Source organism: Brevibacillus sp. HB1.1, from assembly GCF_013332445.1.
Taxonomy (GTDB): Bacteria; Bacillota; Bacilli; order Brevibacillales; family Brevibacillaceae; genus Brevibacillus; species Brevibacillus porteri.
Genome location: NZ_JABMIV010000001.1, coordinates 239,306 through 263,600 on the forward strand (window position 1 = coordinate 239,306; position 24,295 = coordinate 263,600).

The window sequence follows — 24,295 nt, forward strand, 5'->3', positions numbered from 1 at the left end:
GCATCCTAGTAAGGCATCGATTCCTGAGGCCAAAAAGGGGGGAATACTTTTGATCAGTGCTACCAAGCCGTTTGTCAAATTCCATAAGTATGATGCTGAGCTAGCTTCTGACGTTCATGCGTTAAATTCTGCTGGATACAATAGTGATGACATCTGGGTTTTGAAATGGAATCCTGATAAAAATCACTCAAATCAACGAAACAATTTTTATAAATACAGTACCCACTTTGAAAGTGCCGTCGGTCACATTGACAGCATGGCGCATTTCTTTGACAATGGCGGTAAAGAACTCCGAACTCGTCTTGAAAAGCTAGGTCTTACCAAAGATGAGTGCTCGGCATTGGTTCGGGAACTGCAAGATACGGACTATACATGCCTTCTCGTTGTACGAGACCTTAAGGATAACATTATTAAAATGAATGACTGATCGACCGCAAGAAAAAGCCACTGCTTGGGTTCTAACGCCAGCAGTGGCTTGTTTCATTCATCCGGAGATTACTTGTCTTCTTTAATGAGTTCGATGCCTTCCAGCACTTCGTTCAGCTTCGCGTAAACAGTGCTCTCCTCGTCCTCTTCCAATGGTACCATTTCGCCGCCGTCTACTTGGAATACGAAGATATCCACTTCTTCATCTTCTTCGCTTTCTTCATCTTCCACAGCTTCAGCCAAGGCAATATATTCTTTACCGTTCAGGTCGAACATAGCCAATACTTCGAAATCCCCCAACGGTTCACCATTTTCATCGTCCAATGTAATGATATCGCCCAATTCGAGGTCTTTGTTCTCTTCTGTCAATGTGTTCACGTCCTTATGCTGATATTCGTACTCTGTTCCATCATACCGTTTTTTTCCGGGAGAAGCAAACAGGCGAATGACTTTATGCCTTCCCTGTCCATAAAAAACAACCTACCACTTTAGGCAGGTTGTTAGCTGATTACTCACTATACTCTTGAAGAACACCTTTTTCAAGCAAAAATGCTTCTTCTGCCTGAAGAATAGTCACGATCGCTTCGCGTTTGACATACATCCCCGCAGATGCCAGACGGCTCTCAATCGCACGAAGCAGTTCTTCAAAATCAATGATCTGTACATCTTGATCGCTCACAAAAAAACCTCCCTTTTCCCATGCACCTTTTTCATTGTACACGAACAGGTCGTTTCTTCCAACTCCACCATTTTCGGCGGATTGGTTTTAACAAATAAGCGCTCCAGATGACGAGCACAAAGGAAAGAACCACGTACACACATGAGAAAAACAACCACGGTGCAAAAGTGATGTCATCCGATTGATCGAATGACTCGCCTAAAATATCGGACAAAACGATAATAGGGTTCGTCCCTGCAAGCATCTGTAGCTCATACATGCTCCAAACATTTGAATTGACGTATTGCTCTGGATACGTCTGTTGTAAAGACTCACCGATGAAAAAGAACAGCAATCCAGTACCTACCACAAAAAAGAAGGCAATGCCGTATGTGGTGACCGTCGAGATCGACGTTCGTTTAATCCAAGTGGAGCAAAACAACCCCAACGACCCAAGAAAAAACATATTCACCGCGAGAAAAAGGACGAGCTGGGCCATTTGTTCCGGGGAGACGCTTCCGTACAGCATTACGATACTGTACAAAGGCATCGAGGCCACCAAGAGCAGTGTGGAGAACGCCAAAGACGTAATGAGCTTGCTCAAAATAATCGTGCGCGTCGACAACTGGGTCGTCAACAAAATATGCAAGGTCTGGCGTTCTCTCTCTCCACTAATCGCTCCAGCAGTCAGAGCAGGTGCCACAAAACAAACCATCGCATAGTGTATCCCCGCGGATATCAGAAACAGATCCCGGTTATCCCCTAACGATTCGGCCTTTAAGGGGTCCATGAGCAAAAAGCCCATCGGTATTCCCCCCATGACAAACAAGTAAACCGCTAAAATGAGCATGGTCTTTCTCGAGCGGAATCTGTCCCGCATTTCTTTTACCAAAAGAGGATTGAACAGGAAGTCGCTCACTCCATACCGACTCCTTCCGTAATCGCTAAGAAGACGTCTTCTAAATCTTTCTTGGAATCGCCATAGTAGACGACTGCAACCTGCTCATCCAGCAGTTCTTGAAGCAATTCAGCTTTTTGTTGCTCCGTCCCTTGAAAGTAGAAGCGATAGCCTCCCATATACTCTGTCAATTGATGTACATACGGAGAGCTCGCTAACAGAAGTCCCGCTTTGTCCAAGTTCCGCAGGGCTCTTAGTTGCATCCGGCTCTGTCCTGTGTCCCGATTGCTGACCTCATGCACAGAACCATACGCAATTAATCTACCTTTTTCGATGACACCAATATCATCACACAGCTCGGCTAGCTCCGGCAAAACATGGGAGCTGATAATAATCGTCTTGCCCATTTCGCGTAGTTGCTTCATAATCTCGCGCAATTCGATACGGGCTCGCGGGTCCAGTCCTGACGCAGGTTCATCCAAAATCAGCACGGCCGGATCATGTACGAGACAACGTGCTAGCCCCAGGCGCTGTTGCATGCCTCGAGACAAAGAATCGACGAAAGCGTCTGCTTTGTGAGACAAATTCACCAGTTCTAAAAGATCACCGACGAGTGCCCGTCTTTTGGAGGCTGGAATTTTGTACGCTCCGGCATAAAACTCCAAATACTCCACGGCTGTCAAATTGTCATATACGCCAAAAAAATCGGGCATGTAGCCAACAGACTGGCGTACACTCGCAGGATCTTTTCGAACATTGTAGCCACATACAAATGCTTCCCCTTCACTCTGTTCCAGAAGGGTAGACAAGATAAGCATCGTGGTAGATTTTCCGGCACCATTTGGACCAATGAAACCGAACACCTTACCTGGCTCGATGGAAAGGTTCAAATCCGCCAAAGCTTGTAGATTGCCGTATCTTTTTCCTAAATGAACGGTTTCGATTACCATTTCTGCACCCCCTCTACCTGGAAAATTGGCTCTGGTAGAGCTAATCGCGACGTTCCATTGTGGGAAAAGCGAAGCAATAATGTTTGATTTGGCGTCAATATTTGCTGGAGTTCCTTATCGAGGACAAGTCTCGTCCCGCGCTCAACAGGTATCCACCTACCGCTCTTTTGGTGGAAGTATTCGATCCGGAAAGGTTTGAATGAGCTATGATTCAGCGGTACCGTTAATCGCTTCATATTGATCGCCGCTTTATCCGTGCGCAATTCAAACGTAATGCTGCCCTTTCCAAGCTGCCAAATGTACCCGGTACTGTCGAAGTCTCCTGTCATTTCATACATCTCGGCATCAAGCAGACCATACGGAAAAGTCACCAGCCCTTGTTCATTCGGCTGGAATTGAATAGGCTGCTGGATGACATTCCAGTACTGCGCTTGGTGAGGCACCTGCATCGTCATCAGAGGAAGAGGCTCTGTCGTTGTACCGATGATACTTACTTGATTCCCCTCTTCATATTTAACGACTCTTTCCTGCATTTCTTTGATTCGTTCTTCCACCGTTTGCAATTCGTTTGTTGTTTGTGGTTTTCTTGGCATAAACAAGGGCTCAAGCACACTGTCAATCTGCTTTTCTTCTCCCTTTTTCAATGGCCCAAGCGGAATTCGCTGAAAACCAATTTCAATATAGGTCTGATCGTAGGCAAACTCCGTATTGTTTTTCACGTGCCCTTGCAGACGATTCTCATTAATTCGTAAGGAAGCATCAAAAGCCCCCATGTCGTGTTTTACCCCGATACCGATTGCCTGTTTTGGTGTCAAATAAGGGAGATTACGGAAAGACAGAACCTCATCGCCCTCCATGAGTCCCTCTGGTCGATAATCATTTCGCCCGACTGTCAAAGGCAAAGCAACGATCGAAGGTTCAAGTTGAACATCGTATTCGCTTTGATCCACCCCCAAAAACGTTGCGGCTGAGCGAACATGAGCCAGAGACTCATCTAATATGTCGATCTTGGTTACGGCGTAGCTGGTACTCGTTTTCACAACAGCAGGCTTTCCAACCGCGAAAATAGCGACGGTCAAGAAAATCCCTCCAACTGGGATGACCCCCCACGCCCATTCAGGTTTTCTCAATCTTTTCAGAACGAAGTAAGTCAATGGTGCGAGTACAATTACATATCCGCCCCACAACGCCACCATCCAGATCGGTGGAGGAGTCTGTACTTCAGGAATCTTCTTGCTCAAGTCAAGAAAAGGCCGTGTCATTTGATCCATATAAAGCTTCTCTTCAAAAATCTTCTTGGCACCATGCTGGATCATTGCATTCTGCCACAGTTGTGCATTAAACTGCCACGATGCCAACGGCTCTGCTGTCACATCATAGTTGACAAATAGAAGTAGCCCTCTACCGTACGATTTTGACACAAACAAGGGCAAATCTCGGTTGTATACACCGATACTGCCATTCGGTGCGACTTTCGCAATGTCATACTCACTTAATGCTTGCTGTAGCTCTCTATTACCAGCTTTTCCTGCTTCTACAGGGAGTATATCAGCGAACCGCTGGATCATCCCATCTTGATTGGGACCTGCGGAAACAACCACGATCCCCCCTAGCTGGATCCACTCCTTGATCGCTGCCATCTGTTGATCATTAATCGTGGAACCACTATTGCCTGCCAGTGCTAACATGTCTATGTTTTCGTAAATCCACGATTGGTCAGGCAGCATTTGTTCCGTGAGAGTTTGAACGGACAAGGGTCGATTCATTTTGGATTGTGATTGATTGATGGCAAGGAAATGAAACGCATTGCCCTCTTCGCTGATCACCCCAATGGTGCGCCCGTCTGTTGGATAAGGGATACGCAGCTTTTCGCTTTTGATAACTTGACCGTTTTGCGTCACCTGGACGTACCAATCATCGAGCAATATTTGGGAAGGCATATCAAAGTACACGGTTGTACTCTTTCCTTGCTCGAGCTTTATAGGACGCCGAAGCTTAAATTCATTATTTTTTTTGACTTGTCGCTGCGACAACTCTACAGCCCCTGTGAAATCCTGTTCTTGGCTGGTTACCTTTACGTTTAGTCTCATCCATGATTCATATTTGACGATACCACTTAAAGGTATCTCGAATTGTATGTCGACGTTGCTCTCTGCCATAGCTGGGCGTATCGAAAAGCTAAGCCATGTGATGACAAAGATTAACACCCATTTCCATCTCATGCTTGTTCCTCCGCTCATTTTCGTGACGCCAAAGAGATAACCAGTTGTTGCAACTGATCATGGCGGGAGATAAGCAGTAAGTGCTTACCTTTGTTTGCCCAGGTGCCTTTGATCAACTCTTCAGATGACTGGTTTCGCAATGGTAGCTCGCGTGTCACAAAAGGCTCTTCACTCACGTTTACTTCCATCAGCATTCCATTTGGGTGTGTATAGGTTAATCTCGTATCGGAGCTCCACGATGCCCACTGTCCCACTGCAAGCGAGGTGACTTTCCCCGTCCGCATTTCCATCAGCTGTACTTCACCGGCTTTATTGAAAGCAAGCAAGCTACCATCTGGTGACCATTCAGGCTGAGAGCCTTCTACAAGCTTCCATTCTTGAAACGATACTGTGCTGCTCACCCAAATTTCTTCGACGCCATTTTTAGAGCGGGTAAAGGCAAGCGAATCATCATGTTCAGACCAGCTTGGTGAAGAGTATAATACCCCTTCTTCTTCCTTCAGCAATCGGCTGCTTCCCATGCTGTAAGCCGTTGGCATCTCCACAATCCATATCCGTGATAATTTTTCACCTTGCTCGACAACTGCAATTTGCTTCCCAGAATTAGACCACGCTACCCCGGTGTATTTTCCTTCGGTTTGTGGCAGCTTGATCGTGACTGGCTTTAATTCCTCATCAATGGGAACGGTTTTCAGCTCTGCATTATTATTGATGTATGCTAGCTGAGCGGCTTTCCGATCAATATCAACAAGCTCCACAGTTGCTTGTGCTGGCAACTTAAATATTTCATTCTCTCGAACGGCAAGAGAGGAATTGTTCCACCACACAAATCCGCCTATGGCAAGGGTGAGAGCAGCAGCAGCGATTCCACTCCAAACCAACCTCCCCCATTTTTTGGGTGCGGCAATTGGAACTTTTGCCTGTTTGGCTTCGTGTTCTCTCATTTTCTGGAGCAATTGTTTTTTGAGGTCTGTTTTTAACTGATAGTTGACAGGAACCGATCCGCGCATCTGCTTCAAATGGGCTAGGAGTTGGGTTACGGTCTGATCATCCGATTGATGATCCTGGGGGTGCTTCTCCTCTTCTCTCATTCGGAGTCCCCCCTCTCATACATCTTCTGAAGTTTTTGTAATCCGCGATAAGAAATCATTTTGATACTCGATTCTGTTTTGCCGAGCACCTCAGCTACTTGACTAATTTTGAGGTCAGCAAAGTACCGGAGCATCAACACATCTCTTTGATCCTGCGACAACAAGTCCAGACGATCACGAAGCAGACGAACCTCTTCATTCGTCAGTGCCTGCCGTTCCGGCTGCCATGTGTCGTCCGGTTCTGCTCCTAAAAAATCTTCCTGGTCAACCGGTAACTCCCTGTTTTTCCGCATAAAATCCACATATGTATTGTGAGCAATACGAAAAATCCATGATGCGAAAGGACTTGTTCTGCTATATTGCTCGAATTTTTCTAGCGCTTTTAAAAAGACCACGGTGGTCAAATCATCGGCATCCCACGTACTTTGAACCCGGCATCGTAAATACCGGTTGACGCGATCAAAATATTCGTCATACAGTTCCGTAAATGGACGAGATTCATAATAATCTCCGGATGATGGCCCCGACGGTTGCTTCATAGCCATTCCCATTTGCGTTTTCCTCGGTTTCTTCCAGACTGAAGCATGCTCTCAGAATGGACATTCTCCACTGCATCCTGAGACTACTCTAACTAAGTATTACGTATTTCTTAGGTAGAAAGTTTCATAATGTGGCAAAGTTTTTTGAATTATTTCCCTAATGCGGCATCTAATGCTGCCTGAATGTCTTGAACAGCCTCGATTCCTACCGATAAACGTACCAATCCCATCGTGATTCCCGTTTCCTTGCGCTGCTCTTCAGAAAAAGCACGGTGAGACGTCGTAACAGGATGAGATACACTCGTCTCCACACCTGCAAGGGACGGAGCTAACTTGATCCAGTCAAGTGCCCGGTAAAAGTCGTAGATCTTCGTCTCGTCTGCCAGAACAAAGGATACCATTGCCCCCTGTTTTTGCCGTGAAAAAAAGAAGGTATCCGTAGGACTTGGGTAATACACTTGTCCAACTGCGGTATGCTCACGAAGAAACGCAGCGATCTGGCTGGCATTATCGCATTGACGCTCCATTCTCACTGCCAACGTTTTCAAACCACGTGATGTCAACCAGGCCTCAAAAGGACTGAGCGATGCACCATAGTTGGCTACGACCTCTGTGGCACGCTTGATTGTCGCCTGTGATCCAACCAGAACACCTGACGTCACATCACTATGTCCACCTATGTATTTGGTTCCACTATGTACCACGAGATCTGCTCCGAATGAAATGGGTTGTACCAAATACGGGGTCGCAAACGTATTATCCACCATGACGGTTAAGCCAAGACTTTTTGCTTCCTTGATCCAGTAAGGCAAATCCACAACTGTCAATAACGGATTTGTGATGGTCTCCAAGAAAAACAGCCGCGTAGTTGGGCGAACATGATCAGCAAGCTTTGTCATTTGACCAAGCTGGATGCACTCGAGCTCGATCCCAAATCGCGACAGCTCCTTGTGCAGTAGCGCGTACGTACCACCATAAATTTCATGGGAAGCCAGCACGTGATCCCCAGGAGAAAGAACGGCAAGTAAACCCGCCATGATCGCTCCCATACCGGAGGCAGCACTAACCCCTGCTTCTGCGCCTTCTAAAACAGCGATTGCACGAGCCAGCTCCGCTTGGTTGGGATTGCCATTTCGGGTGTACAAGTATTCTCCCTCGCCGACATAGTACTGTTCTACTTCTTCCAAACCATCGAAGGCAAAAACGGAGGTTTGATAAATCGGTGTAGATTTGCTCTTTACTCCCCGCAAAGGGTCATGTCCAATATGTACCGTTTTGGTCTCAAATCGCTCTGCCATATTGATCCACCCTTTTCTCCCAATCATACCACGCGAGATTGGAAAGGAAACTAGCGGATTGGCAAAAGCTCGACGATTTGTGTTATAATTCGAAACCGAACCACCCAACAGTATGAAACAAAGGAAGGTGCATAAGATGAGAAAGTTGATCACTACTCTGTTTACATGTCTGACGGCAATCGCCTTGGTTACGGGTTGTTCTACAGGAAGCAATGAAGCTGCTCCTAATCAGCCGACTACGCCAGCAGAGAAACCAGCATCCAAAGAGCCAGCTAACCCACCGGGTCCAACGGGAGAGAAGAAATACGAGAAGGCTCCGGCTATGCAGCTTGACAAAGCAAAGGATTATCAAGCAAAAATCTCTACTTCTATGGGAGACATTACGATCGATCTGTTTGAAAAAGATGCCCCAATTGCTGTCAATAACTTTGTTTTCCTCGCAAAGGACAAGTTCTATGACGGCATCACGTTCCACCGCATCATCAAAGACTTCATGATTCAAACAGGCGATCCATTGGGATCTGGCATGGGTGGCCCTGGTTACACGTTTGAAGACGAATTGAAAAATGGTCATAAATATGAAGCAGGCGTAGTTGCCATGGCGAATTCCGGTAAAAACACGAATGGTAGCCAATTCTTCATTGGTTCTGGCCCTGACGTGACAGGATTGGACAACTCTCCGAATTACACGATTTTCGGAAAAGTTACGGGTGGCATGGATGTCGTTCAAAAAATTGCAGGAACGAAAGTAAAGAAAAACCCACAAACGGGTGAACCAAGTGTTCCTGAGCAAACGATTACCATTAAATCCATTACGATTACGGAAAAATAAGAGCAGCCTCAAACTGCACACGAAAGCCACTTTCTCAACGGGAAAGTGGCTTTTTTTATTTAGAAATAACCGTTCATGAAAACACTTTCATAATTTGTGCGATATTGTAAATAGTTCTATGGAACCAATTACCTCTTGAACCATTCCGATAAGACCGATAGACTTGCAAAAGACCTGATTCGCTTCCGCAATCAAAACGCAAAAAGCGAAAAGGAGTGGTTCACACCATGTTGACACGAGAAGCGCCAACGCGCTTTTTCTTCTTTTTGAACAGTTTTGGCTTGATGTTGTTATGCTTATTTGTCACACCGACAAGTGCAATGGCGCCACAACCAGTACAAATCCTCCCTGTTCTCGGTAGTGCACAGGCGCCATCGGAACAAGTTTCAAAGAAGGAAAAGAAATCAACCCTATCTGCTACAGCAGTAAAACGCGAGTCTGTGCAGGTTAGTCGTGATAGTCGCCCAAAAGTGGTTCGCAATGGAAAAGTGAAGGTTTCACAGAGGGATATGGAACTGCTCGCCCGGTTAGTGTATGCGGAAGGCCGGGGAGAACCGTATGAAGGACAGGTAGCGATTGCTGCCGTTGTATTGAATCGGGTTGCTTCAGATGAATTTCCAAATACGGTACGGGAGGTTATTTATGCTCCCAATGCGTTTTCGCCTGTCCATGACGGCAATTTGACACATAAATCAAATGAAAGTACGAGAAAAGCGGTCCAGGACGCGGTGAATGGAAAGGACCCGAGCAATGGTTCCCTGTACTTCTTCAATCCGGATACGGCTACATCCAAGTGGATTTGGTCACGTCCTGTAACGGTTGAGATCGGTAACCATCGTTTTGCTCGTTAACGCGATACTTACAGAAAAAGATTTAATAATACTTTATTTTTATTTTATTGATGTTTTACTTTTGCTTGCTATGTTGTAGGTGTAAGCACTTTTTCAACGCATTGAGAAAAAGTTCGATTATCTTCTTTGGATGACTTTTTAACGTAAGCATGTTTAGATCGATCATTCAATCTGAGTATGCCTACGCTAATAGCTTTGATTGATTGACTGTTTTGGGTGAGAGCAAACCAGTCATAGAACAATCAGTCGTTCTTTTTCTCAATCGCCCCCAATAATTAGGCATTCCCAACTGGGAATGCCCCTTTTTTATTAGAACCCGTATATAGACATACCGCCATCAACCGAAATCGTTTGCCCCGATATGTATGAAGCTGCATCAGAGGACAAGAAAATCGCTGGTCCTACCAAGTCCTCCACATCCCCGATTCGTCCACTCGGCGTTCGCTGCAAAACCTCTTGGACGAACGCTTCGTCGCTAAGCAAGCTCTCCGTTAGTGGTGTACGGAAATACCACGGCGCGATCGCATTTACGTTGACGCCAAACTTGCTCCATTCTAATGCCAGCACCCGCGTCATCTGGATGAGCCCTGCTTTGCTGGCACCATACGCGATACCCGTGCGAAGTGCTACTACACCTGCGACCGAAGCAATATTGACGATTCTGCCATAGCGCTGCTCGCACATGATTTTACCAGCAGCTTGACTCATGAAAAATGCTGCTTTCAAATTCAAATCCACTACTCTGTCCCACTCTTCTTCCGTTATTTCATGTGCTTTTTTGCGGATATTCATTCCTGCATTGTTGATCAGGATATGAACACCCCCTAGCTCTTCGACTGCTTGCTTCACAACACGGTCCGCAGCATCAGACACAGTCAGGTCAGCCTCGACTGGAAAAGCCACTCCGCCTTTTGCTTCAATCTCCGATACCACTTCTTGCAAATCGGAAGCTGTTCGCGAGACTACCGCAACTTCCGCACCCGCTTCTGCGATTCCCAATGCTAGTGCCTTCCCAATTCCTCTTCCAGCACCTGTTATGATTGCTTTCTTTCCATGCAAATCAAAACGTGTCATTTTCGAACCGACTCCCCTTTCGTTTCTTTAGAGGATTCTGCATCCATCGCCTTTTCCCTTGTCTTTTGCTACAATATACCTGTATGGAAAGGGGGCAGTCCGTTGCGTTTGTACAGTCAAATGACACTCGCCGAGCTGCAGGAGGAAATGGAGCGCCTGCACGTCGAAGCGAAAGAGAAAAAGAAGCTTGGTGATCACTCACAGCTTGCGATCATTACACAAAAGTACTTTATGGCGAAATCGTACTATTTAGGAACGGATGAGTTCCGAATCGGCAGCAAATACAGCGTGCCTGATTACGATCAGCCGTTTACAATTGATTATTTCAACGGCGTATTTGCTTGGGGACGTTTCCCTGATTCGGACGAGCAGACAGGTTTTCCAGTCGGAATGCTGGAACTGTGGTTCGACTAGAAAAGAGAGATCGGCACTCGCACTCTTGTGCATGCCGATCTCTTTTTTCTTGCCCGTACACATGCCGCAGCAGCATGGATATACTAAGAAAAACGAAAGTGAGCCACCCCGCATATGGACTGGATTTCTATCATCCTTTTGGTACTATTGGCGCTCGGTGTCATTGGCAACAACGCCACCGTCTCCATTGCAGTTGCGATCCTTCTGTTAATGAGACTCCTGTCGTTGGACCGATATTTCCCGTTGCTCGAGCAGCATGGCCTACATCTTGGGATCATTATACTAACAATTGGAATCATGACTCCGCTTGCTAGCGGCAAAATCGAGCCGTCCTCTATCCTTGAAATTTTTACGAATTGGCGTTCGATACTCGCGGTTGCTGTCGGTATGTTTGTCGCTTATCTGGCTGGAAAAGGAACGGTTTTGATGTCGCAAAGCCCTTTGATCGTTACAGGCTTGCTGCTAGGTACGATCGCTGGTGTCACTTTTTTCCGCGGTGTTGCAGTCGGTCCATTAATTGCAGCAGGAATTCTCGCCTTTATTTTGCAATTACTCCCGAAGTGATTAGCTCCAGCGCTCTTTCAACTGAAGGCCATAAGCCAAAATTTGCTGTGGCGTAACCATACGAAAGCCTTGCTGCGCACGATAATCAATCGTAAGCAGTTCAGACCCGATATAGGCAATGGTTTCGCGATCAATCACAAATGTCAAAGAATCGACCTGGTAGACTTCATCTTCTGGACCTTGGGTATCCCACCACAACGCATACTCTACATTCATCCCGCAGCCACCGACTAGCTCACCGTTGATCCGAATGGGCTTGTCTGTACTGGCCATGCGTTCTGCTGCCTCTTTTGTTACTTTCACGATCATGTTCTTGGTGCCACCTTTCTCATGATTTTCCAATATGCTGAATGCATCATCTCTTCCATGATAGCATACAATGCTTGAAAGGCAGCAGAAAGGACGATCTTCTATGAACATCTACGAACAAGATGGGATTTTTGTCGCTGAAACGGAGTTCCAATCGGAGCACGTTGTCATTTTTGCGAATACGTGGGAGGAAGCCAAAGAAAAACTACTCGTTCGGCTTCTGGTACTAGAAATGATTGGTTGAATGAAAAGCGGGTCGCCAACTGGACCTGCTTTTTTCAATCCCGAAACCACAAGGAGCTATCCATGACATACAACACAGAAACGACAATCGACGAGCAGCACCTGGTTGCTCAAATCAGACAAGCAACAACCAAAGCCAATCGCAACAATGTCACCCGCACACAAGCATACCTCGCCTTTTATCGCGAACACCAAGAGGTTCACTGGGCGTTATTGGCCCATCTGGTCTCACGAAATGGCGGGTGGAACATGACGGATTTAAAAGGAGAGTGGCTACCGCTTATCATGGATGCACAAGCAATCGAGCCCTTTTTTTGGTTTTTGGAAAGATGTAACTGGCTGATTTTTCACGATGCCTATCCGCAATTACTACTGTATGCGGAGATGAAACGAACGGGGACAGATTTAACAAAGCTTTTGGCGCCACTTGGTGTTTCAGTCTTTATGCAAACGTATTGGCAAGAGTTCCTCGCATCTAAAGACAGTGCGCGCATTACACATGCACTCATCGTCAATGAACAGCAGTATATCGAACAACGCGTCGTACAGAAGCCATTTACACTGAATCGTATATTCGCTTCGTTTGCCTTCGTCGCCCAATCAGCTCTCTCGATGAATCAAGTGCTCATTCCTTATAAAGCGCATCTTACTGACCGTCGACTTAGCTTGATCGGATTGAATGTCCATCATTTTCCCGATGTCCTGTACCGCATTCAAGTCGGAAAGACGTTGTATCAGCTATTGTTTGGGGATCGCTTTCGTTTTGAGAAAATGCTCTCCTATTGTTCTCGTATCCCTCATACAGGTTCACGAGCGGATTATTGGCCGCATTTGTTCACACCTCATCATACTCCGCTCACCGCAGAAGTTGAGTATCAGCTGCGATTGGATGGACATGAGTTGCTAGAAGGAAGTCCGAAAATATATAGCCCACGTCTTCAAGATGCATGGGCTGATTATGGACACGATCCGGCAGATGGGGTAGATTGGTTTCGAGACGAAAAATGGCACAAGGTCGTGAAAGAACCAGCTTCACTGCCTTCCATCGATAGTGATTCTTATGTGCGTTCCTTGCAATGGATCGAATACGGTGTCAAACTCGTTTCAGCAATTACGTAGCTTGGAAGGAGGCAGCCTCATGGAAAAATGGATGCAACAAATGGCGTTGAATCAAACAAGTTTTTTGCTATCCTGCCAATTGCCGAGCGGTACCTTTCGCCTTAGTCCCAAACGTGATCAAATCAATCCGTACTTCACCAACCTCGGAATTATTTCCCTCATCCGCATGAAGGAGCTAGAGGCTGTTCGCGGTCATCTCGATTGGTATTTGCGGAACCTGAATGCGGACGGCTATATCAATGATTTTCGACTTGAACAAGGCAGAGAAATCGATACCGGCACAAATGATAGCGAAGATAGCTACCACACCACCTATTTCAGCCTGCTTGCGGAATGGATACGAGCAACGGGGCGTATGGACTGGTTACATGCCAACCACGCGAAGCTCTTATCCCTTCTCCAAGCAGTTGCCCGCCTTCAACAAAAGGACGGCCTGACTTGGGCGAAGCATTCGTATCGAGTCAAATATTTGATGGACAATTGCGAGGGGGCCAAGGGGCTGGCAGATGCTTCGTATTTATTTTCGTTGATCGGAAATGTGGAGGCTGCCGAGGAAGCAGCTGCACGCGCCAAATCCTGCGAGCTCGGCATCAATGGCATGTACAGTCGGATTCGCAAGTCGTATGCCATGTATGATCGTACGTACCCCGGCTGGCGAAAATGGTACCCGGACGTCACCTCGCAGGCTTTTCCCATTGTCTACAGCTTGACAGATGCCAACACCGCCTCACTGCTCTACCAAAGGATCACAGCCGCTTTCCCGCAATTTGATACGTTTCAGACTGGTGATTTATATCCATGGATGACGATGGGGGTATGCGCGCAGTTGATGGGTGATAAGACACGAGTGAAGACAATGCTCGTGACCGCAACAGACTTGTACATACACGGTCCCAGGTACCCGTACTGGCTGATTCAAGATGCCGGGCGCTATATTGAGTTATTATTGGAAAGGCAATCGTGAGGTTTTTCTAGGAGTTGCTTTACCCAACGATAGCAACTCTCCAGTTGTTCGTCCGTTACTTGTTCGGAGCGATGCTCGAACATGATCTTAATATGAGGGTTTTCCTGGCAGATAATCGTCAGGTAGTCCTCGATCGGAGCCCAGCCTTCATCCGGTTTGCATTCGGGAAGAACCGGATAGTGAACGAATTCGACCGTATCAGCAGCCACCTTCATACTCTTCAAATGAATGCTCCACGCATATTTCGTATACTTTTGGATGACTTGACGGGCATTGAAATACGGGTCAATTTTTTCTTGTAGGAATAATCGACCGGTATCGAGACAGAGCTTGATCGTTGGATATTTCTGTAGCAATTGTTCTAAAAATTCTGTCCCATACACATATCGGTTGAGTGCATCGAATTCAAGGACAGGTGTGAAACGCAACTCCTTGCCTTTCTCAGCCAACCACGCAAACAGCTGCTCACTACGATATTGAAACTCTGCTTCCGTGTAGGCATGCTCCCATACATAGTCTCGCGAATCATGAAAGCGCCATACACTCCAGTCGATGCGATCGTCCAAGATGACTGGCTTCGGATAATGGAATAAGACATAGGTTGGCTGTAATGACGCCATATACGCCAATTCCCTGTCAATCCATTCAAAAGCCTCTGCTCTCGTCTGATCATTCGCATCCATAAAAAGGGCATCCCGCAGTTCAGATTGACCTGCACGTAGCGAAAAATGAACTCCAATCGCAAATCCTTTTGCTTGAGATTCACGCTGTAGGAATTGGATATCCTCCTCCGATTCAAACAAACATGCCTCTATGCCGTAAAAGCCCTCTTTAAAATCTCGTGCGTATTTTGCCTGATCAAAACCTCCATATTGACCAATCATGAAATTTTTCATTCGAGGGTTCCTCCTCTTTTCCGGCGGTATAGAAAACGCGGGGAGACTATCCCCGCGCTTGCTCTACTTTCTTTCAATTTTCGTACCCGAGTCGTGCGTCACCACGAGAAATGGGGTCAATTCCCCTTCCTCCCAATAAAAAGGCAAGACAGAAATCGGCACTTGCCCTTTCGATGCAAAATCATAGGTGAGACGCGCTAACAGATGGGCCCCAGCTTCTCCTGTCATATCCGCCACGATCAGCACATCCTGATGCGGAATCGCGACACCGAGTGAGTCTCCTTGCTTCTTCTGATCCATCTCCGTCAGAAATGAATCAAGCAAAATTCGGCTGGCCGCGTATCCATCTGTCGGACTGATAAAATGGATGCGCTGACCCCCTACCTCTTGTGACTTCACTGAAAAGGGGAGCTTTCGCAAGTTTTCCATCGCGTATGAATGAAGCTGCTCGCTCGTCCAGCCTGCTTCCTGCAGCATCCGCTTCTCAATCAATGCGTAGCCTTCTCCTTGATCTAGGGCGTACAGTACGTACGTATCAGCTGTATGCTCCTTCACCACCCACCGCTCCGGGTACTTGTTGATCATAGAGGCATGACGCAAAACCGGATAGATGTTATGCTCTTGGCCGCTTACTCTTAGTTGTCGATCCAACTCCATCACTCCCTTCCCTTTGTTCATTACCAAGGTGGATTATCATCGTCCTCTGTAGGCGTGCTCACCGGGGTATAGGCAACGTTCTGGCTTCTCTCTTCAATTTCTTTCACGATGTCCGTCAATGCCTTTGGCTTTAAAAACTCAACAGGGGACATGCCACGCTCGAACTGTAGCTGCTCGCCTTCTAATAGCACCAAATAACGCCCATTCACTTTGGCAATATGCAGGCTGGTGCCGTAATCGGCCAATAACGTGCGGACCTGCATATGATCCAGCTTGAACTTCAGCTCGACCTCTGGTTGGCGATCTGTAATGATTTGCATCGCTTCCATCACGGTCTCATGCTCCCATTTTTCTGCGAGCTCCCGCTTCGGACTTGCGGCAATGAGTTCGATTGCTTCCTCTTCCCGTATCCGCTCTTCGGACGCTTCGGGATACGTATATTCGATGTGCTGTCTCGCCAATGAAATGACTTCTTCAGAGACGATCTGTGTCATCGTCTGTGGATACTCGATAAAGCGCAGAAACTCCTCGAAATACCTCGCGTGGGAGAACTGATGAATTTTCACGTGATACGGGTCATTCATCCCAGATTCGATCATGTACGGATACATGAGCGATTTCATGTTTTTGGCATTAATCGCCATGCGTACATTCGATATGAGGCTCTTCTCATCTGTGATAACCGCTGTTTTTTGTTCGAAATCGCATTTTAAAATAAAGACGTAGCGCTCGTCAATCAGCTCTAACCTCGTCCGGACCACAATCATGACCCCGCCTCTCACCTGAGAGGTTCGCAAATACGACTGAATCAGCTCCTGACAGGGCTCTTTGCTCTCCCCTGACGTTTCCGCTGCCAACAATCGATTCAAGAGGGCATAGTTGGGGTTCGAGTCCAATGGATGTCCAGGCTCCAACACAAATTGACCCAGTTTTGTCGGCGTGCCTTCTGTCTTCGGATTCATCTCGACTTTTCTTTTCGCAATCCGGGCGAATTCCCCATCGAGAAAATCTTTCAGCTCGCTTCTCTGATATTCATCATGGCTCAAATAGCGCGTCAGCCGCACTTGTTTAATGCCATCCTCTTCCTCAGGCTGTTCCATTAGATAAAAGGATAACCAGTCAATTGTAAAATTCATACCCTTCGCTCCTGTCTGCATGTAACGAACTGATTATAGCAAACCTATTGAAAAAAAGGTCAGCTTTTTCAAATCATGATAAGATGAAGGGAGGAGGGGAAAATCACACAATGTGGATTCGTATGAAGTCATGGTGGAACGAAACGATACGCGATAAACCGTATCAGCCCGGCCACCTAGCAGGTCAGTATGAAATAACAAAAGTGTTAGGGATGGGAAGCTACGGGATCGCTTATCTCGCCACGCACACCCCTACAGGTAATCAGGTTGTGCTGAAACAAGTGAAACCAAGCCTGCGGCACACTCCCAAAGGAGAAGCCTTGCAAGAATATGAAAAAAAGGTGCTGATGTCCCTCTCGCATCCGCAAATCCCTCGCTGTCTAGATTCCTTCACGTATCGGCAAGACTCGTTTATGGTTATGACTTATATTGCGGGCCCGACACTCGAAGACATGTTGTTTGATCAAAATATCGTGGCTGATGAGCAAAAATGCGCCGAATGGATCCGCCAAATCGGGGAACTCGTGGCTTACCTCCATGAGCAAAATGTGATTCACCGCGACGTACGCATCCCCAACGTCATCTGGAAAGAGGACAAGCCGTACCTGATTGATTTTGGCCTCGCACGGTTTGTTGGTGATCGCCCGACTTACACAGCTGATACCCTTTCCGCCTATCCGTCTGAAAAACAATTGAAGCGAGAAGTTGCTCCTTCCAGTGATTTGTATGCATTAGGGCATTTCTTTTTATTCTTGCTCTATTCCGGGTATGAATCGGAACCGGACGCACCTGAAAAAAGCTGGGAAGAGGAGCTCTCGCTATCCCCTTCCATTCGCATGATGATACGGCGTTTGTTACAAATGGACGCCCCTTATGAAAGCGTACATGATTGGCTAACAGACCTGGACCGCTATTTGATCCACTACCAAGAAAAAAGAGCAGGGCATCCGTAGACTTCACGGATTCTCCCTGCTCTTCTTCGTCATTCATTCTGCAATCGGCTCTTGTTTCGCCTGTTCCATCTTTTCTTTCAGTTCCCCTGCTTCCTGGCGCAGCACTTGTCTTTCGTGTTTCGTCAAAACTTCTCCACCAACCGTGCCATTTACCAGCAAATCCTCTTCATATAAGCGATCTTTGCGCATGGAAACCTCCTGCAGACAAGTTGTGTACTTCTTGTCCTACTTTGTTCCAAAGCTGCCCTTCTTATGTGCACGATTTTGATTCCGTTTTGCAGGGCTCGTATTTTTGGCTGGAGCTCCTGACTTTTGTGCTGGCGCGGGTTTTCGTACAGGACGCGGATCTTCCAGCGCTCCGTGCGTCATGAATTTTTCAGCAATAGGCAAGCCTGTTTGCTTGGAAAATTTTTCGATGATAAAACGTTCCTGTGTCGTAATGATCGAAAAGACCAGTCCGGCACGCCCCATTCGCCCAGTTCGGCCACTACGATGAATGTACGTGTCAGCGTCCGATGCAGGATCGTAATGAACAATACATTCCACACCTGGAATATCAATGCCACGTGCCGATACATCTGTCGTAATCAACACGGGGAATGCTCCATCCCGGAATTGTTGCAGGGTGCGGGCACGCTCTTCTTTTGAAGCATCACGATGCAGGAATCTGCACGGCAAATGGTGGTAGTTGAGCTTCGATACAATCTCGTCCACTTTTTCGATTTGATTGACAAAAACAATCGAAGAACGAACATTGACGAGGCGCAACAAACGACGGAGCGTGTCCACCTTTTTGCGTGGGTCGGTGACCAAATACATGTGTGCTACTCCTGCTGCGCCTTCTGGTGCTGCTGCGCGGATAACGGCAGCATCTTTTGTGAAAATTTCAGCCGTATGTACGACTTCCTCTGCAATTGTCGCTGAGAATAACAATCGTTGTGTATCACGCAGTGTTTTTTTCATGACCTCTTGAACTGGCTTGCCAAAGCCCGCATCCAGCATCCGGTCAGCCTCGTCGACCACAACTGTCTTCACTTCATGGACCTTTAGCTTACGCTGATCAATCAGCTCCAGCAGTCTACCTGGTGTTGCTACGATCAATACAGGCTTCTTTTTCAGTCTCTCGATTTGGCGTTTCACATCGACTCCGCCAATAATGGACATCACGGCCGTGTCCTTCCCTGGCAGAAGACTTTCTGCTTCCCGCGCAATCTGAACAACGAGCTCATGCGTCGGTGCGAGTACAATGGCTTGTACATCTTTTTGCTCCATATTGATTTTCGATAAAATCGGCAATAGATAAGCAAACGTCTTGCCTGTCCCAGTCGGTGATTCAATCAAAGCATCTCGACCAGCCATAATCAACGGGATGGCTTCACTCTGAACAGGTGTCGGTGTTTCCATTTTTCGCTCTCGCAATATAGTCAACAGCGGTGCGCTAATTTGTAAATCTGCAAACGTGGTGCTCACAAAAACCCTCCTGGCATAAATTCGTGCATTGGGTAAGCTTACCACACTTTGCAGGTAGAAAACAGAGGTAAGCCAGTCCTCGTGAGGTAAGGTCCGTCAGAGATAGAGAAAAACAGGCGAAATCCGAAATGGACTTCGCCTGACCTTCCATCTACCCGTTATTGGAATCGATACGGGTTTCCTGCTTCTCACCCTGGTCTTGACGGTCCCGGCTGGTGGTTTGGTTACGTGTCCCTTTTGGACTTTCCATGTACTCCTCTACTTCCTTTTGAAACGCCTCATCATAGTCACGCACACCTATCACCTCCTGTCCTTTATTTTGACCAGGGTGATCACATATTATTTTCCTGAAACCTTTTTCCCGGTCATTCGTCTCTTCATATAGGAATAATAACCCTCGTACAATTTGTCAAATGGATGTGAATATGGAATGGAGACGTTATCGCGCACTCGCACACACAAGCGAGCCAAGCGCAAGAGACCATGGCGTTGGGTTAAGAAATGGATGCTTGGCACGGCCTTAACCTGTACAACCTTAGCTCTACTAGGAATTATTTTTTTATTTGGAACGAAAAACGGAGAAGAATTACGTGAGTGGGCGGCAGGCACTTTGCTGACAACACAGCATGATTACTGGGCCCCCTATACGTTTTTACCTGATGAAAAACTAAAAGAACTAAAACAGCAGATTACACATCCGACCGTTATCAATTCCGAAGGCACAGGCACGGCAGGACCTCCTGTTCCGTCGAAATCGAATCTGGTAACTGTCACACTTCCGGAGAAACCAAAGGAACTAATCGAGATTGAGGAAATAGACGTCTCAAAAGGCAGTTATTACTTTAAAGGAAAAATCATGTACATTAGCGACCCAAGCAGAGTACGGCTTGTCGTCACGAATCGCAAGGACCGTGGAGATTTGCTCGATGAGTTTGTAAAGAAAACAGGCGCCATCGGGATCGTCAATGCGAGCGGATTCGCTGATCCAGACGGGTACGGCAAAGGAGCGCGTGCCTACGGCGTTGTCATCCACGACGGGAAGATTTTGCAGGGTTACAATCCAAAAAGCGGAGAAACCGCGTTAGGGCTTACCTATGACGGTAAACTCATTACAGGCAGCTACTCAGCTGAACAACTCGTAAAGATGGGCGTACGTGACGCTGTGAGCTTCCGTCCGCAGTTGATCGTAAACGGGAAAAATATGTTTGAAGGAAAGCCTGCCAAGAGCTGGGGCATTCAACCGCGTACCGCGATTGGACAAAAAGAAGACGGGACGATCGTATTTGCTGTCATTGACGGACGCCAGCCCGGCCATTCCATCGGCGCAAGCATGAACGACATGGCGGAAGTATTGGCAGAGCGTGGCGTAGTAACGGCAATGGCCATGGACGGCGGTTCCAGCTCCATGATGCTGCACAACGGTGAAGCCATCACGAAGACATCTTCTCCTTATCATCGAGGCCGCTATTTGCCAAATGCATGGGCTGTTTTTTAAGGAAGTGTTGAGGGGATAGAGGAGGTCACTGATTTATGCAAAGACTTTTTCATTATAGTGAAGATCCGACTATTACGATATTTCAGCCTCGCGCCCATCCCTCCCACCCCACACTTGCTCCCGCTGTATGGGCGATTGATGAAGCACGAGCGCCGATGTATTTTTTACCGCGAGATTGCCCGAGGATTTGCTTTTACAAAAAAGCAGATTCCGAGTCAGCAGACGTTGAGCGCTTTCTTGGCTTGACGAGCGCCAACATGGTTATGGCTATCGAAAGTAAATGGTACTCCGTGCTTACACAAACAAAGCTATATGAATATATCTTCTCACCAGAATCTTTTGATTGCTGGGACAAAGGCGCCGGCTACTATTTGTCAAAGGAAACCGTTACGCCACTAGACGTAAGACCATTAGGAGACCTCGTGCACTGCCTTAGCCAAGCGGATATTGAATTGAGAATCACTCCTTCGCTGTTGCCGCTTCGAGATTCATTGCTACAAAGCAGTCTGCACTTTTCCATGATCCGTATGCGAAATGCGTCGCTCACATAAAAAACAGGCAGTCTCACCCAATGGTGGCTGCCTGTTTTTGCGTTTACAATTTAATCGGTGTTTTTGCCTGCTCCAAGCTCCATTTCTCAACATCCCACGTCTGCGTAACCCAATCCTCATAAAATTCAGGTTCGTGACATACGAGAAGAACGGTCCCTTTGAACTCCTTCAAGGAGCGTTTGAGTTCTTCCTTGGCGACGACATCCAAGTGGTTCGTCGGCTCGTCAAATACCAGCCAGTTACTTTCGCGCTGCAGTAATTTACAGAGACGAACTTTTGCTTGCTCTCCCCCGGACAAAGCATTCATATTCCGGTTGATATGCTCGTTTTTCAAGCCACAACGTGCAAGCGCTCCGCGAACCTCATGGTTATTCATGGAAGGGAAATCATTCCATACATCATCGAGTGCGGTAATTGGCTTCGCCTTTACCTCTTGCTCGAAGTAAGCAGGATGGAGGAAATCGCCTTTCTCCAGCTTTCCATCCAACGGAGGAATCACACCCAGCAACGTTTTCAACAAGGTAGACTTACCGACACCGTTCATGCCGACAATTGCTACTTTTTCACCGCGCTCCAGCTTCACACTCAGCTTCGGCAGCAAAGGATGAGAATACCCGATTTCCAAGTTTTCAGCCTCGATGACAAAACGGCTACTTGCGCGGGATTCCTTAAAGATAAACGAAGGTTTGGCAGCTGTTTCCGGCTTGTCGATTCTGTCCATTTTATCAAGTTGCTTTTGACGGCTCTTCGCGCGACCGGTAGTAGAAGCACGAGCTTTATTGCGCGCAATAAAGTCTTCCATTTTCGCGATTTCTTCCTGCTGCTTCTCAAACGCATCAAAATGCTGGCTGCGTTTCGTCTCGGACTGAGCCAGGAAGGATTCGTAGTTCCCTGTGTAACGATTCAGCTTGGTAAATTCCAAGTGATAAATCACATTCACGACTTCGTTCATGAAGGTCGTGTCATGGGAAATCAGCATGAAGGCATAAGGATATTCCTTCAAGTAGTTTTTCAGCCACACGATATGCTCTTCATCCAAGTAGTTCGTCGGCTCATCCAGCAAAAGAACAGTTGGTTTTTCCAGCAACAATTTTGCCAAAAGAACCTTGGTACGCTGACCACCAGAGAGCGATGCTACATCGCGCTCCAAACCGATTGCACTCAAACCCAAAGCGTTGGCGATTTCATCTACTTTCGCATCGATCAAATAAAAGCCGCTTGTTTCCAGCTTGTCTTGAATTTCGCCCATGCGCTCCAGCAATTCTTCCAGTTCCTCAGGAGTTGCCTCGGCCATTTTTTCACCAATCGTCATCAGTTCAGCCTCTTGCTCTAACAGCGGCAGGAAGGCGTCCTTCAGTACGTCACGAATCGTTTTACCAGCTTGCAGCTTGGTATGCTGATCCAAATATCCGTATTCGATTTTGGGCATCCATTCAATACGACCATTATCAGGCAAGTTTTGGCCTGTCAAAATCCCCATCATCGTTGATTTTCCTGTACCATTTGCGCCTACAAGTCCGACACGGTCATTCGGTTGCAAACGGAAAGACACATCGCGAAACAACACTCGGTCTCCAAAACCATGGGACAAATTCTCTACAATCAAAACACTCATGCTCTATTCTTCCTCCTGATCTGTTTCCTCTATGAGGCTTACAACAAAATTCTTTCAAAAAATGCAGGAGCGTACCGTGCCACATAAGATTCGCCCGTAAATACCAATTCGTCCAGCCGGACACGCATATCCTGGAGGTTGACACGTTCCCCGGCGATGTTTAAAATCGCGGCTCGTGTCATCACCCTCAGAATATTGACTTCTGTAGCCAGCTTGTCACCGAACAACTTGCCACTATGCACAATCTCTGAGCGATGATTGTACGATTTTTTTACAAACTGTGCAATCCGTTCACGCTGTAAGGCGGTTTCTCCAAAATAGTACCCCATTCGGACACGCAATTTATAGGTAATCTCGCCTTTTTTGCCATCGGGAACAAACAATGATTCCAATGCAATCCACAGATCCAACAGCTGATCCTCATAGTTTTTCTTCTCCAGTGAAAGCGAATAGCGACGAAAAGCAAGGGATGGCAGCTTCTGTTCGACTAATGAATGAAAAATGCCCGCAGTTTCATCATCAAATGTGTACTTGTCACCATCAAGCGATCGCTTCAAATACGTAATGCCATACATATTGCCATTGACGGTGATGATGTAAGGAATCGAACAAGTCCCCGTTGTAGACGCTAGATTCAGCTTACTTTCGATTTCTTCAATCCATACCCGATCATCCGTTATTTTCATCTCTTCGTGATCCCCAACTAAAAATAAACTGTTGGGATCTACACGCAAATCAAAGGTTCGCTTGTTCTCGTCCATTTCATTGCGCAAAAAACGAGACGCGATTTCATATGGCTTCTTTGCGCCTGATATGAGCGTGTACGAATTAGGTAAATCGATCCGAACGGGCTGTGCTGTTGTTGAATTGAATACGGGGGCGATTAAGACCGGCATAGTTCTCGCTCCTTCCAGACCAGCAGAGCTCGTTTATTGTTTACATAATAAATATTATGTTCTATAAACAGTATCGTGCCATTCTGTAGTTTTGACAACATATCAATTCCTTCTAAATGTGGACATGCTTCCTCACCATACGAGTTTGGAACAACCTCATTATAGAATACCAGC

General features: G+C 46.8%; 29 protein-coding genes. 11 read left to right on the forward strand and 18 right to left on the reverse strand.

The genetic code is table 11. The annotated features are described in order from the left end of the window. The first annotated feature begins 49 nt into the window (after window positions 1-49). Window positions 50-427 carry a YflT domain-containing protein gene (locus HPY27_RS00955; RefSeq protein ID WP_016743484.1) on the forward strand — a complete coding sequence of 126 codons (378 nt, stop codon included), beginning with the start codon at window positions 50-52 and terminating at the stop codon, window positions 425-427. Between the two features lie 68 nt (window positions 428-495). On the opposite strand, the gene HPY27_RS00960 is transcribed toward HPY27_RS00955, so the two are convergent. From HPY27_RS00960 to HPY27_RS00995, 8 genes are all read right to left on the reverse strand, one after another. After that, window positions 496-795, reverse strand: a complete 300-nt coding sequence (locus tag HPY27_RS00960) for a DUF1292 domain-containing protein (protein ID WP_007718819.1) — start codon at window positions 793-795, stop codon at window positions 496-498. A 139-nt stretch (window positions 796-934) separates the two neighbouring features. Then, window positions 935-1,147, reverse strand: coding sequence for a hypothetical protein (locus tag HPY27_RS00965; RefSeq protein WP_017249136.1), 213 nt, complete (start codon window positions 1,145-1,147; stop codon window positions 935-937). Beyond that, complete coding sequence (locus HPY27_RS00970; protein ID WP_017249137.1) at window positions 1,137-2,003, reverse strand: ABC transporter permease; 867 nt, start codon at window positions 2,001-2,003, stop codon at window positions 1,137-1,139. Before HPY27_RS00970 ends, HPY27_RS00965 begins: the two co-directional genes overlap by 11 nt. Beyond that, a complete protein-coding gene (locus HPY27_RS00975; protein WP_017249138.1) occupies window positions 2,000-2,932 on the reverse strand; it encodes an ABC transporter ATP-binding protein in 933 nt (310 codons plus the stop codon). Before HPY27_RS00975 ends, HPY27_RS00970 begins: the two co-directional genes overlap by 4 nt. Continuing rightward, window positions 2,926-5,154: a hypothetical protein gene (locus HPY27_RS00980; protein WP_174224175.1), complete on the reverse strand. Its 2,229-nt coding sequence runs from the start codon at window positions 5,152-5,154 to the stop codon at window positions 2,926-2,928. The genes HPY27_RS00975 and HPY27_RS00980 overlap by 7 nt, the downstream gene beginning before the upstream one ends. A 14-nt stretch (window positions 5,155-5,168) precedes the next feature. Then, window positions 5,169-6,245, reverse strand: a complete 1,077-nt coding sequence (locus HPY27_RS00985) for a TolB family protein (RefSeq protein WP_174224176.1) — start codon at window positions 6,243-6,245, stop codon at window positions 5,169-5,171. Then, window positions 6,242-6,796, reverse strand: a complete 555-nt coding sequence (locus tag HPY27_RS00990; protein ID WP_017249140.1) for an RNA polymerase sigma factor — start codon at window positions 6,794-6,796, stop codon at window positions 6,242-6,244. The genes HPY27_RS00985 and HPY27_RS00990 overlap by 4 nt, the downstream gene beginning before the upstream one ends. A gap of 137 nt (window positions 6,797-6,933) precedes the next feature. Then, on the reverse strand, window positions 6,934-8,082 hold the full coding sequence (locus HPY27_RS00995) for a trans-sulfuration enzyme family protein (protein ID WP_174224177.1): 1,149 nt from the start codon (window positions 8,080-8,082) through the stop codon (window positions 6,934-6,936). Window positions 8,083-8,218: 136 nt separating this feature from the next. Here HPY27_RS00995 and HPY27_RS01000 point away from each other — a divergent pair, with 136 nt between their 5' ends. Both HPY27_RS01000 and HPY27_RS01005 read left to right on the forward strand, forming a co-directional pair. Continuing rightward, the gene (locus HPY27_RS01000; RefSeq protein ID WP_173623607.1) at window positions 8,219-8,914 is read left to right on the forward strand and encodes a peptidylprolyl isomerase; all 696 of its coding nucleotides are present in this window, start codon (window positions 8,219-8,221) and stop codon (window positions 8,912-8,914) included. A 227-nt stretch (window positions 8,915-9,141) separates the two neighbouring features. Then, entirely contained in the window at window positions 9,142-9,765 is a 624-nt protein-coding gene (locus HPY27_RS01005) for a cell wall hydrolase (protein ID WP_017249143.1), read from the forward strand. Window positions 9,766-10,074: 309 nt separating this feature from the next. On the opposite strand, the gene HPY27_RS01010 is transcribed toward HPY27_RS01005, so the two are convergent. Beyond that, on the reverse strand, window positions 10,075-10,839 hold the full coding sequence (locus HPY27_RS01010) for an SDR family NAD(P)-dependent oxidoreductase (RefSeq protein WP_174224178.1): 765 nt from the start codon (window positions 10,837-10,839) through the stop codon (window positions 10,075-10,077). 102 nt (window positions 10,840-10,941) lie between these two features. Between HPY27_RS01010 and HPY27_RS01015 the strand changes: the two genes are divergently transcribed. Together HPY27_RS01015 and HPY27_RS01020 are read left to right on the forward strand one after the other, a co-directional pair. Further along, window positions 10,942-11,253, forward strand: coding sequence for a YfhH family protein (locus HPY27_RS01015; RefSeq protein ID WP_017249145.1), 312 nt, complete (start codon window positions 10,942-10,944; stop codon window positions 11,251-11,253). 114 nt (window positions 11,254-11,367) lie between these two features. Further along, window positions 11,368-11,817 (forward strand): DUF441 domain-containing protein, encoded by a 450-nt coding sequence (locus HPY27_RS01020; RefSeq protein ID WP_174224179.1) that lies wholly within the window; start codon window positions 11,368-11,370, stop codon window positions 11,815-11,817. Here HPY27_RS01020 and HPY27_RS01025 read toward each other — a convergent pair whose 3' ends face one another. Next, window positions 11,818-12,126 (reverse strand): iron-sulfur cluster biosynthesis family protein, encoded by a 309-nt coding sequence (locus tag HPY27_RS01025; protein ID WP_026043130.1) that lies wholly within the window; start codon window positions 12,124-12,126, stop codon window positions 11,818-11,820. A gap of 103 nt (window positions 12,127-12,229) precedes the next feature. On the opposite strand from HPY27_RS01025, the gene HPY27_RS01030 reads away from it, so the two are divergent. The 3 genes from HPY27_RS01030 to HPY27_RS01040 all read left to right on the forward strand — a co-directional run bounded on the left by HPY27_RS01030 (window position 12,230) and on the right by HPY27_RS01040 (window position 14,452). Next, window positions 12,230-12,370 carry a hypothetical protein gene (locus HPY27_RS01030; protein WP_007718846.1) on the forward strand — a complete coding sequence of 47 codons (141 nt, stop codon included), beginning with the start codon at window positions 12,230-12,232 and terminating at the stop codon, window positions 12,368-12,370. Window positions 12,371-12,432: 62 nt separating this feature from the next. Further along, on the forward strand, window positions 12,433-13,488 hold the full coding sequence (locus HPY27_RS01035) for a DUF2515 family protein (protein WP_174224180.1): 1,056 nt from the start codon (window positions 12,433-12,435) through the stop codon (window positions 13,486-13,488). A gap of 19 nt (window positions 13,489-13,507) precedes the next feature. Beyond that, complete coding sequence (locus tag HPY27_RS01040) at window positions 13,508-14,452, forward strand: prenyltransferase/squalene oxidase repeat-containing protein (protein WP_174224181.1); 945 nt, start codon at window positions 13,508-13,510, stop codon at window positions 14,450-14,452. On the opposite strand, the gene HPY27_RS01045 is transcribed toward HPY27_RS01040, so the two are convergent. The 3 genes from HPY27_RS01045 to HPY27_RS01055 all read right to left on the reverse strand — a co-directional run bounded on the left by HPY27_RS01045 (window position 14,419) and on the right by HPY27_RS01055 (window position 17,141). Then, window positions 14,419-15,348 carry an apurinic/apyrimidinic endonuclease family protein gene (locus HPY27_RS01045; RefSeq protein ID WP_174224182.1) on the reverse strand — a complete coding sequence of 310 codons (930 nt, stop codon included), beginning with the start codon at window positions 15,346-15,348 and terminating at the stop codon, window positions 14,419-14,421. The genes HPY27_RS01040 and HPY27_RS01045 overlap by 34 nt on opposite strands. Before the next feature lie 63 nt (window positions 15,349-15,411). Next, window positions 15,412-16,005, reverse strand: coding sequence for a DUF1444 family protein (locus HPY27_RS01050; RefSeq protein ID WP_017249150.1), 594 nt, complete (start codon window positions 16,003-16,005; stop codon window positions 15,412-15,414). Between the two features lie 20 nt (window positions 16,006-16,025). Further along, entirely contained in the window at window positions 16,026-17,141 is a 1,116-nt protein-coding gene (locus HPY27_RS01055; protein WP_174224183.1) for a DUF3900 domain-containing protein, read from the reverse strand. 110 nt (window positions 17,142-17,251) lie between these two features. Here HPY27_RS01055 and HPY27_RS01060 point away from each other — a divergent pair, with 110 nt between their 5' ends. Then, window positions 17,252-18,094, forward strand: a complete 843-nt coding sequence (locus HPY27_RS01060; RefSeq protein ID WP_173623611.1) for a serine/threonine protein kinase — start codon at window positions 17,252-17,254, stop codon at window positions 18,092-18,094. Between the two features lie 33 nt (window positions 18,095-18,127). Here HPY27_RS01060 and HPY27_RS01065 read toward each other — a convergent pair whose 3' ends face one another. The 3 genes from HPY27_RS01065 to HPY27_RS01075 all read right to left on the reverse strand — a co-directional run bounded on the left by HPY27_RS01065 (window position 18,128) and on the right by HPY27_RS01075 (window position 19,859). Beyond that, the gene (locus HPY27_RS01065) at window positions 18,128-18,283 is read right to left on the reverse strand and encodes a hypothetical protein (protein WP_007718860.1); all 156 of its coding nucleotides are present in this window, start codon (window positions 18,281-18,283) and stop codon (window positions 18,128-18,130) included. A 36-nt stretch (window positions 18,284-18,319) separates the two neighbouring features. Further along, window positions 18,320-19,564, reverse strand: a complete 1,245-nt coding sequence (locus HPY27_RS01070) for a DEAD/DEAH box helicase (protein ID WP_017249153.1) — start codon at window positions 19,562-19,564, stop codon at window positions 18,320-18,322. Window positions 19,565-19,715: 151 nt separating this feature from the next. Next, window positions 19,716-19,859 carry a hypothetical protein gene (locus HPY27_RS01075; protein WP_007718864.1) on the reverse strand — a complete coding sequence of 48 codons (144 nt, stop codon included), beginning with the start codon at window positions 19,857-19,859 and terminating at the stop codon, window positions 19,716-19,718. 135 nt (window positions 19,860-19,994) lie between these two features. Here HPY27_RS01075 and HPY27_RS01080 point away from each other — a divergent pair, with 135 nt between their 5' ends. Beyond that, entirely contained in the window at window positions 19,995-21,059 is a 1,065-nt protein-coding gene (locus tag HPY27_RS01080; protein ID WP_017249154.1) for a phosphodiester glycosidase family protein, read from the forward strand. A gap of 35 nt (window positions 21,060-21,094) precedes the next feature. Beyond that, a complete protein-coding gene (locus HPY27_RS01085) occupies window positions 21,095-21,610 on the forward strand; it encodes a DUF6886 family protein (protein ID WP_174224184.1) in 516 nt (171 codons plus the stop codon). A 43-nt stretch (window positions 21,611-21,653) separates the two neighbouring features. Here the strand turns inward: HPY27_RS01085 and HPY27_RS01090 are convergent, their stop codons facing one another. After that, a complete protein-coding gene (locus tag HPY27_RS01090; RefSeq protein WP_017249156.1) occupies window positions 21,654-23,225 on the reverse strand; it encodes an ABC-F family ATP-binding cassette domain-containing protein in 1,572 nt (523 codons plus the stop codon). A 38-nt stretch (window positions 23,226-23,263) separates the two neighbouring features. Then, window positions 23,264-24,121: a HEPN domain-containing protein gene (locus tag HPY27_RS01095; protein ID WP_174224185.1), complete on the reverse strand. Its 858-nt coding sequence runs from the start codon at window positions 24,119-24,121 to the stop codon at window positions 23,264-23,266. Window positions 24,122-24,295: the final 174 nt, after the last annotated feature.

Excerpts from the sequence above, each read along its gene's own strand:
- HPY27_RS00975 (WP_017249138.1), bottom strand. The coding sequence starts at position 2,932 with ATGGTAATCGAAACCGTTCATTTAGGAAAAAGATACGGCAATCTACAA.
- HPY27_RS00980 (WP_174224175.1), bottom strand. The coding sequence starts at position 5,154 with ATGAGATGGAAATGGGTGTTAATCTTTGTCATCACATGGCTTAGCTTT.
- HPY27_RS00985 (WP_174224176.1), bottom strand. The coding sequence starts at position 6,245 with ATGAGAGAAGAGGAGAAGCACCCCCAGGATCATCAATCGGATGATCAG.
- HPY27_RS00990 (WP_017249140.1), bottom strand. The coding sequence starts at position 6,796 with ATGGGAATGGCTATGAAGCAACCGTCGGGGCCATCATCCGGAGATTAT.
- HPY27_RS00995 (WP_174224177.1), bottom strand. The coding sequence starts at position 8,082 with ATGGCAGAGCGATTTGAGACCAAAACGGTACATATTGGACATGACCCT.
- HPY27_RS01000 (WP_173623607.1), top strand. The coding sequence starts at position 8,219 with ATGAGAAAGTTGATCACTACTCTGTTTACATGTCTGACGGCAATCGCC.
- HPY27_RS01005 (WP_017249143.1), top strand. The coding sequence starts at position 9,142 with ATGTTGACACGAGAAGCGCCAACGCGCTTTTTCTTCTTTTTGAACAGT.
- HPY27_RS01010 (WP_174224178.1), bottom strand. The coding sequence starts at position 10,839 with ATGACACGTTTTGATTTGCATGGAAAGAAAGCAATCATAACAGGTGCT.
- HPY27_RS01020 (WP_174224179.1), top strand. The coding sequence starts at position 11,368 with ATGGACTGGATTTCTATCATCCTTTTGGTACTATTGGCGCTCGGTGTC.
- HPY27_RS01025 (WP_026043130.1), bottom strand. The coding sequence starts at position 12,126 with ATGATCGTGAAAGTAACAAAAGAGGCAGCAGAACGCATGGCCAGTACA.
- HPY27_RS01030 (WP_007718846.1), top strand. The coding sequence starts at position 12,230 with ATGAACATCTACGAACAAGATGGGATTTTTGTCGCTGAAACGGAGTTC.
- HPY27_RS01035 (WP_174224180.1), top strand. The coding sequence starts at position 12,433 with ATGACATACAACACAGAAACGACAATCGACGAGCAGCACCTGGTTGCT.
- HPY27_RS01040 (WP_174224181.1), top strand. The coding sequence starts at position 13,508 with ATGGAAAAATGGATGCAACAAATGGCGTTGAATCAAACAAGTTTTTTG.
- HPY27_RS01045 (WP_174224182.1), bottom strand. The coding sequence starts at position 15,348 with ATGAAAAATTTCATGATTGGTCAATATGGAGGTTTTGATCAGGCAAAA.
- HPY27_RS01050 (WP_017249150.1), bottom strand. The coding sequence starts at position 16,005 with ATGGAGTTGGATCGACAACTAAGAGTAAGCGGCCAAGAGCATAACATC.
- HPY27_RS01055 (WP_174224183.1), bottom strand. The coding sequence starts at position 17,141 with ATGAATTTTACAATTGACTGGTTATCCTTTTATCTAATGGAACAGCCT.
- HPY27_RS01060 (WP_173623611.1), top strand. The coding sequence starts at position 17,252 with ATGTGGATTCGTATGAAGTCATGGTGGAACGAAACGATACGCGATAAA.
- HPY27_RS01065 (WP_007718860.1), bottom strand. The coding sequence starts at position 18,283 with ATGCGCAAAGATCGCTTATATGAAGAGGATTTGCTGGTAAATGGCACG.
- HPY27_RS01080 (WP_017249154.1), top strand. The coding sequence starts at position 19,995 with ATGGAGACGTTATCGCGCACTCGCACACACAAGCGAGCCAAGCGCAAG.
- HPY27_RS01085 (WP_174224184.1), top strand. The coding sequence starts at position 21,095 with ATGCAAAGACTTTTTCATTATAGTGAAGATCCGACTATTACGATATTT.
- HPY27_RS01090 (WP_017249156.1), bottom strand. The coding sequence starts at position 23,225 with ATGAGTGTTTTGATTGTAGAGAATTTGTCCCATGGTTTTGGAGACCGA.
- HPY27_RS01095 (WP_174224185.1), bottom strand. The coding sequence starts at position 24,121 with ATGCCGGTCTTAATCGCCCCCGTATTCAATTCAACAACAGCACAGCCC.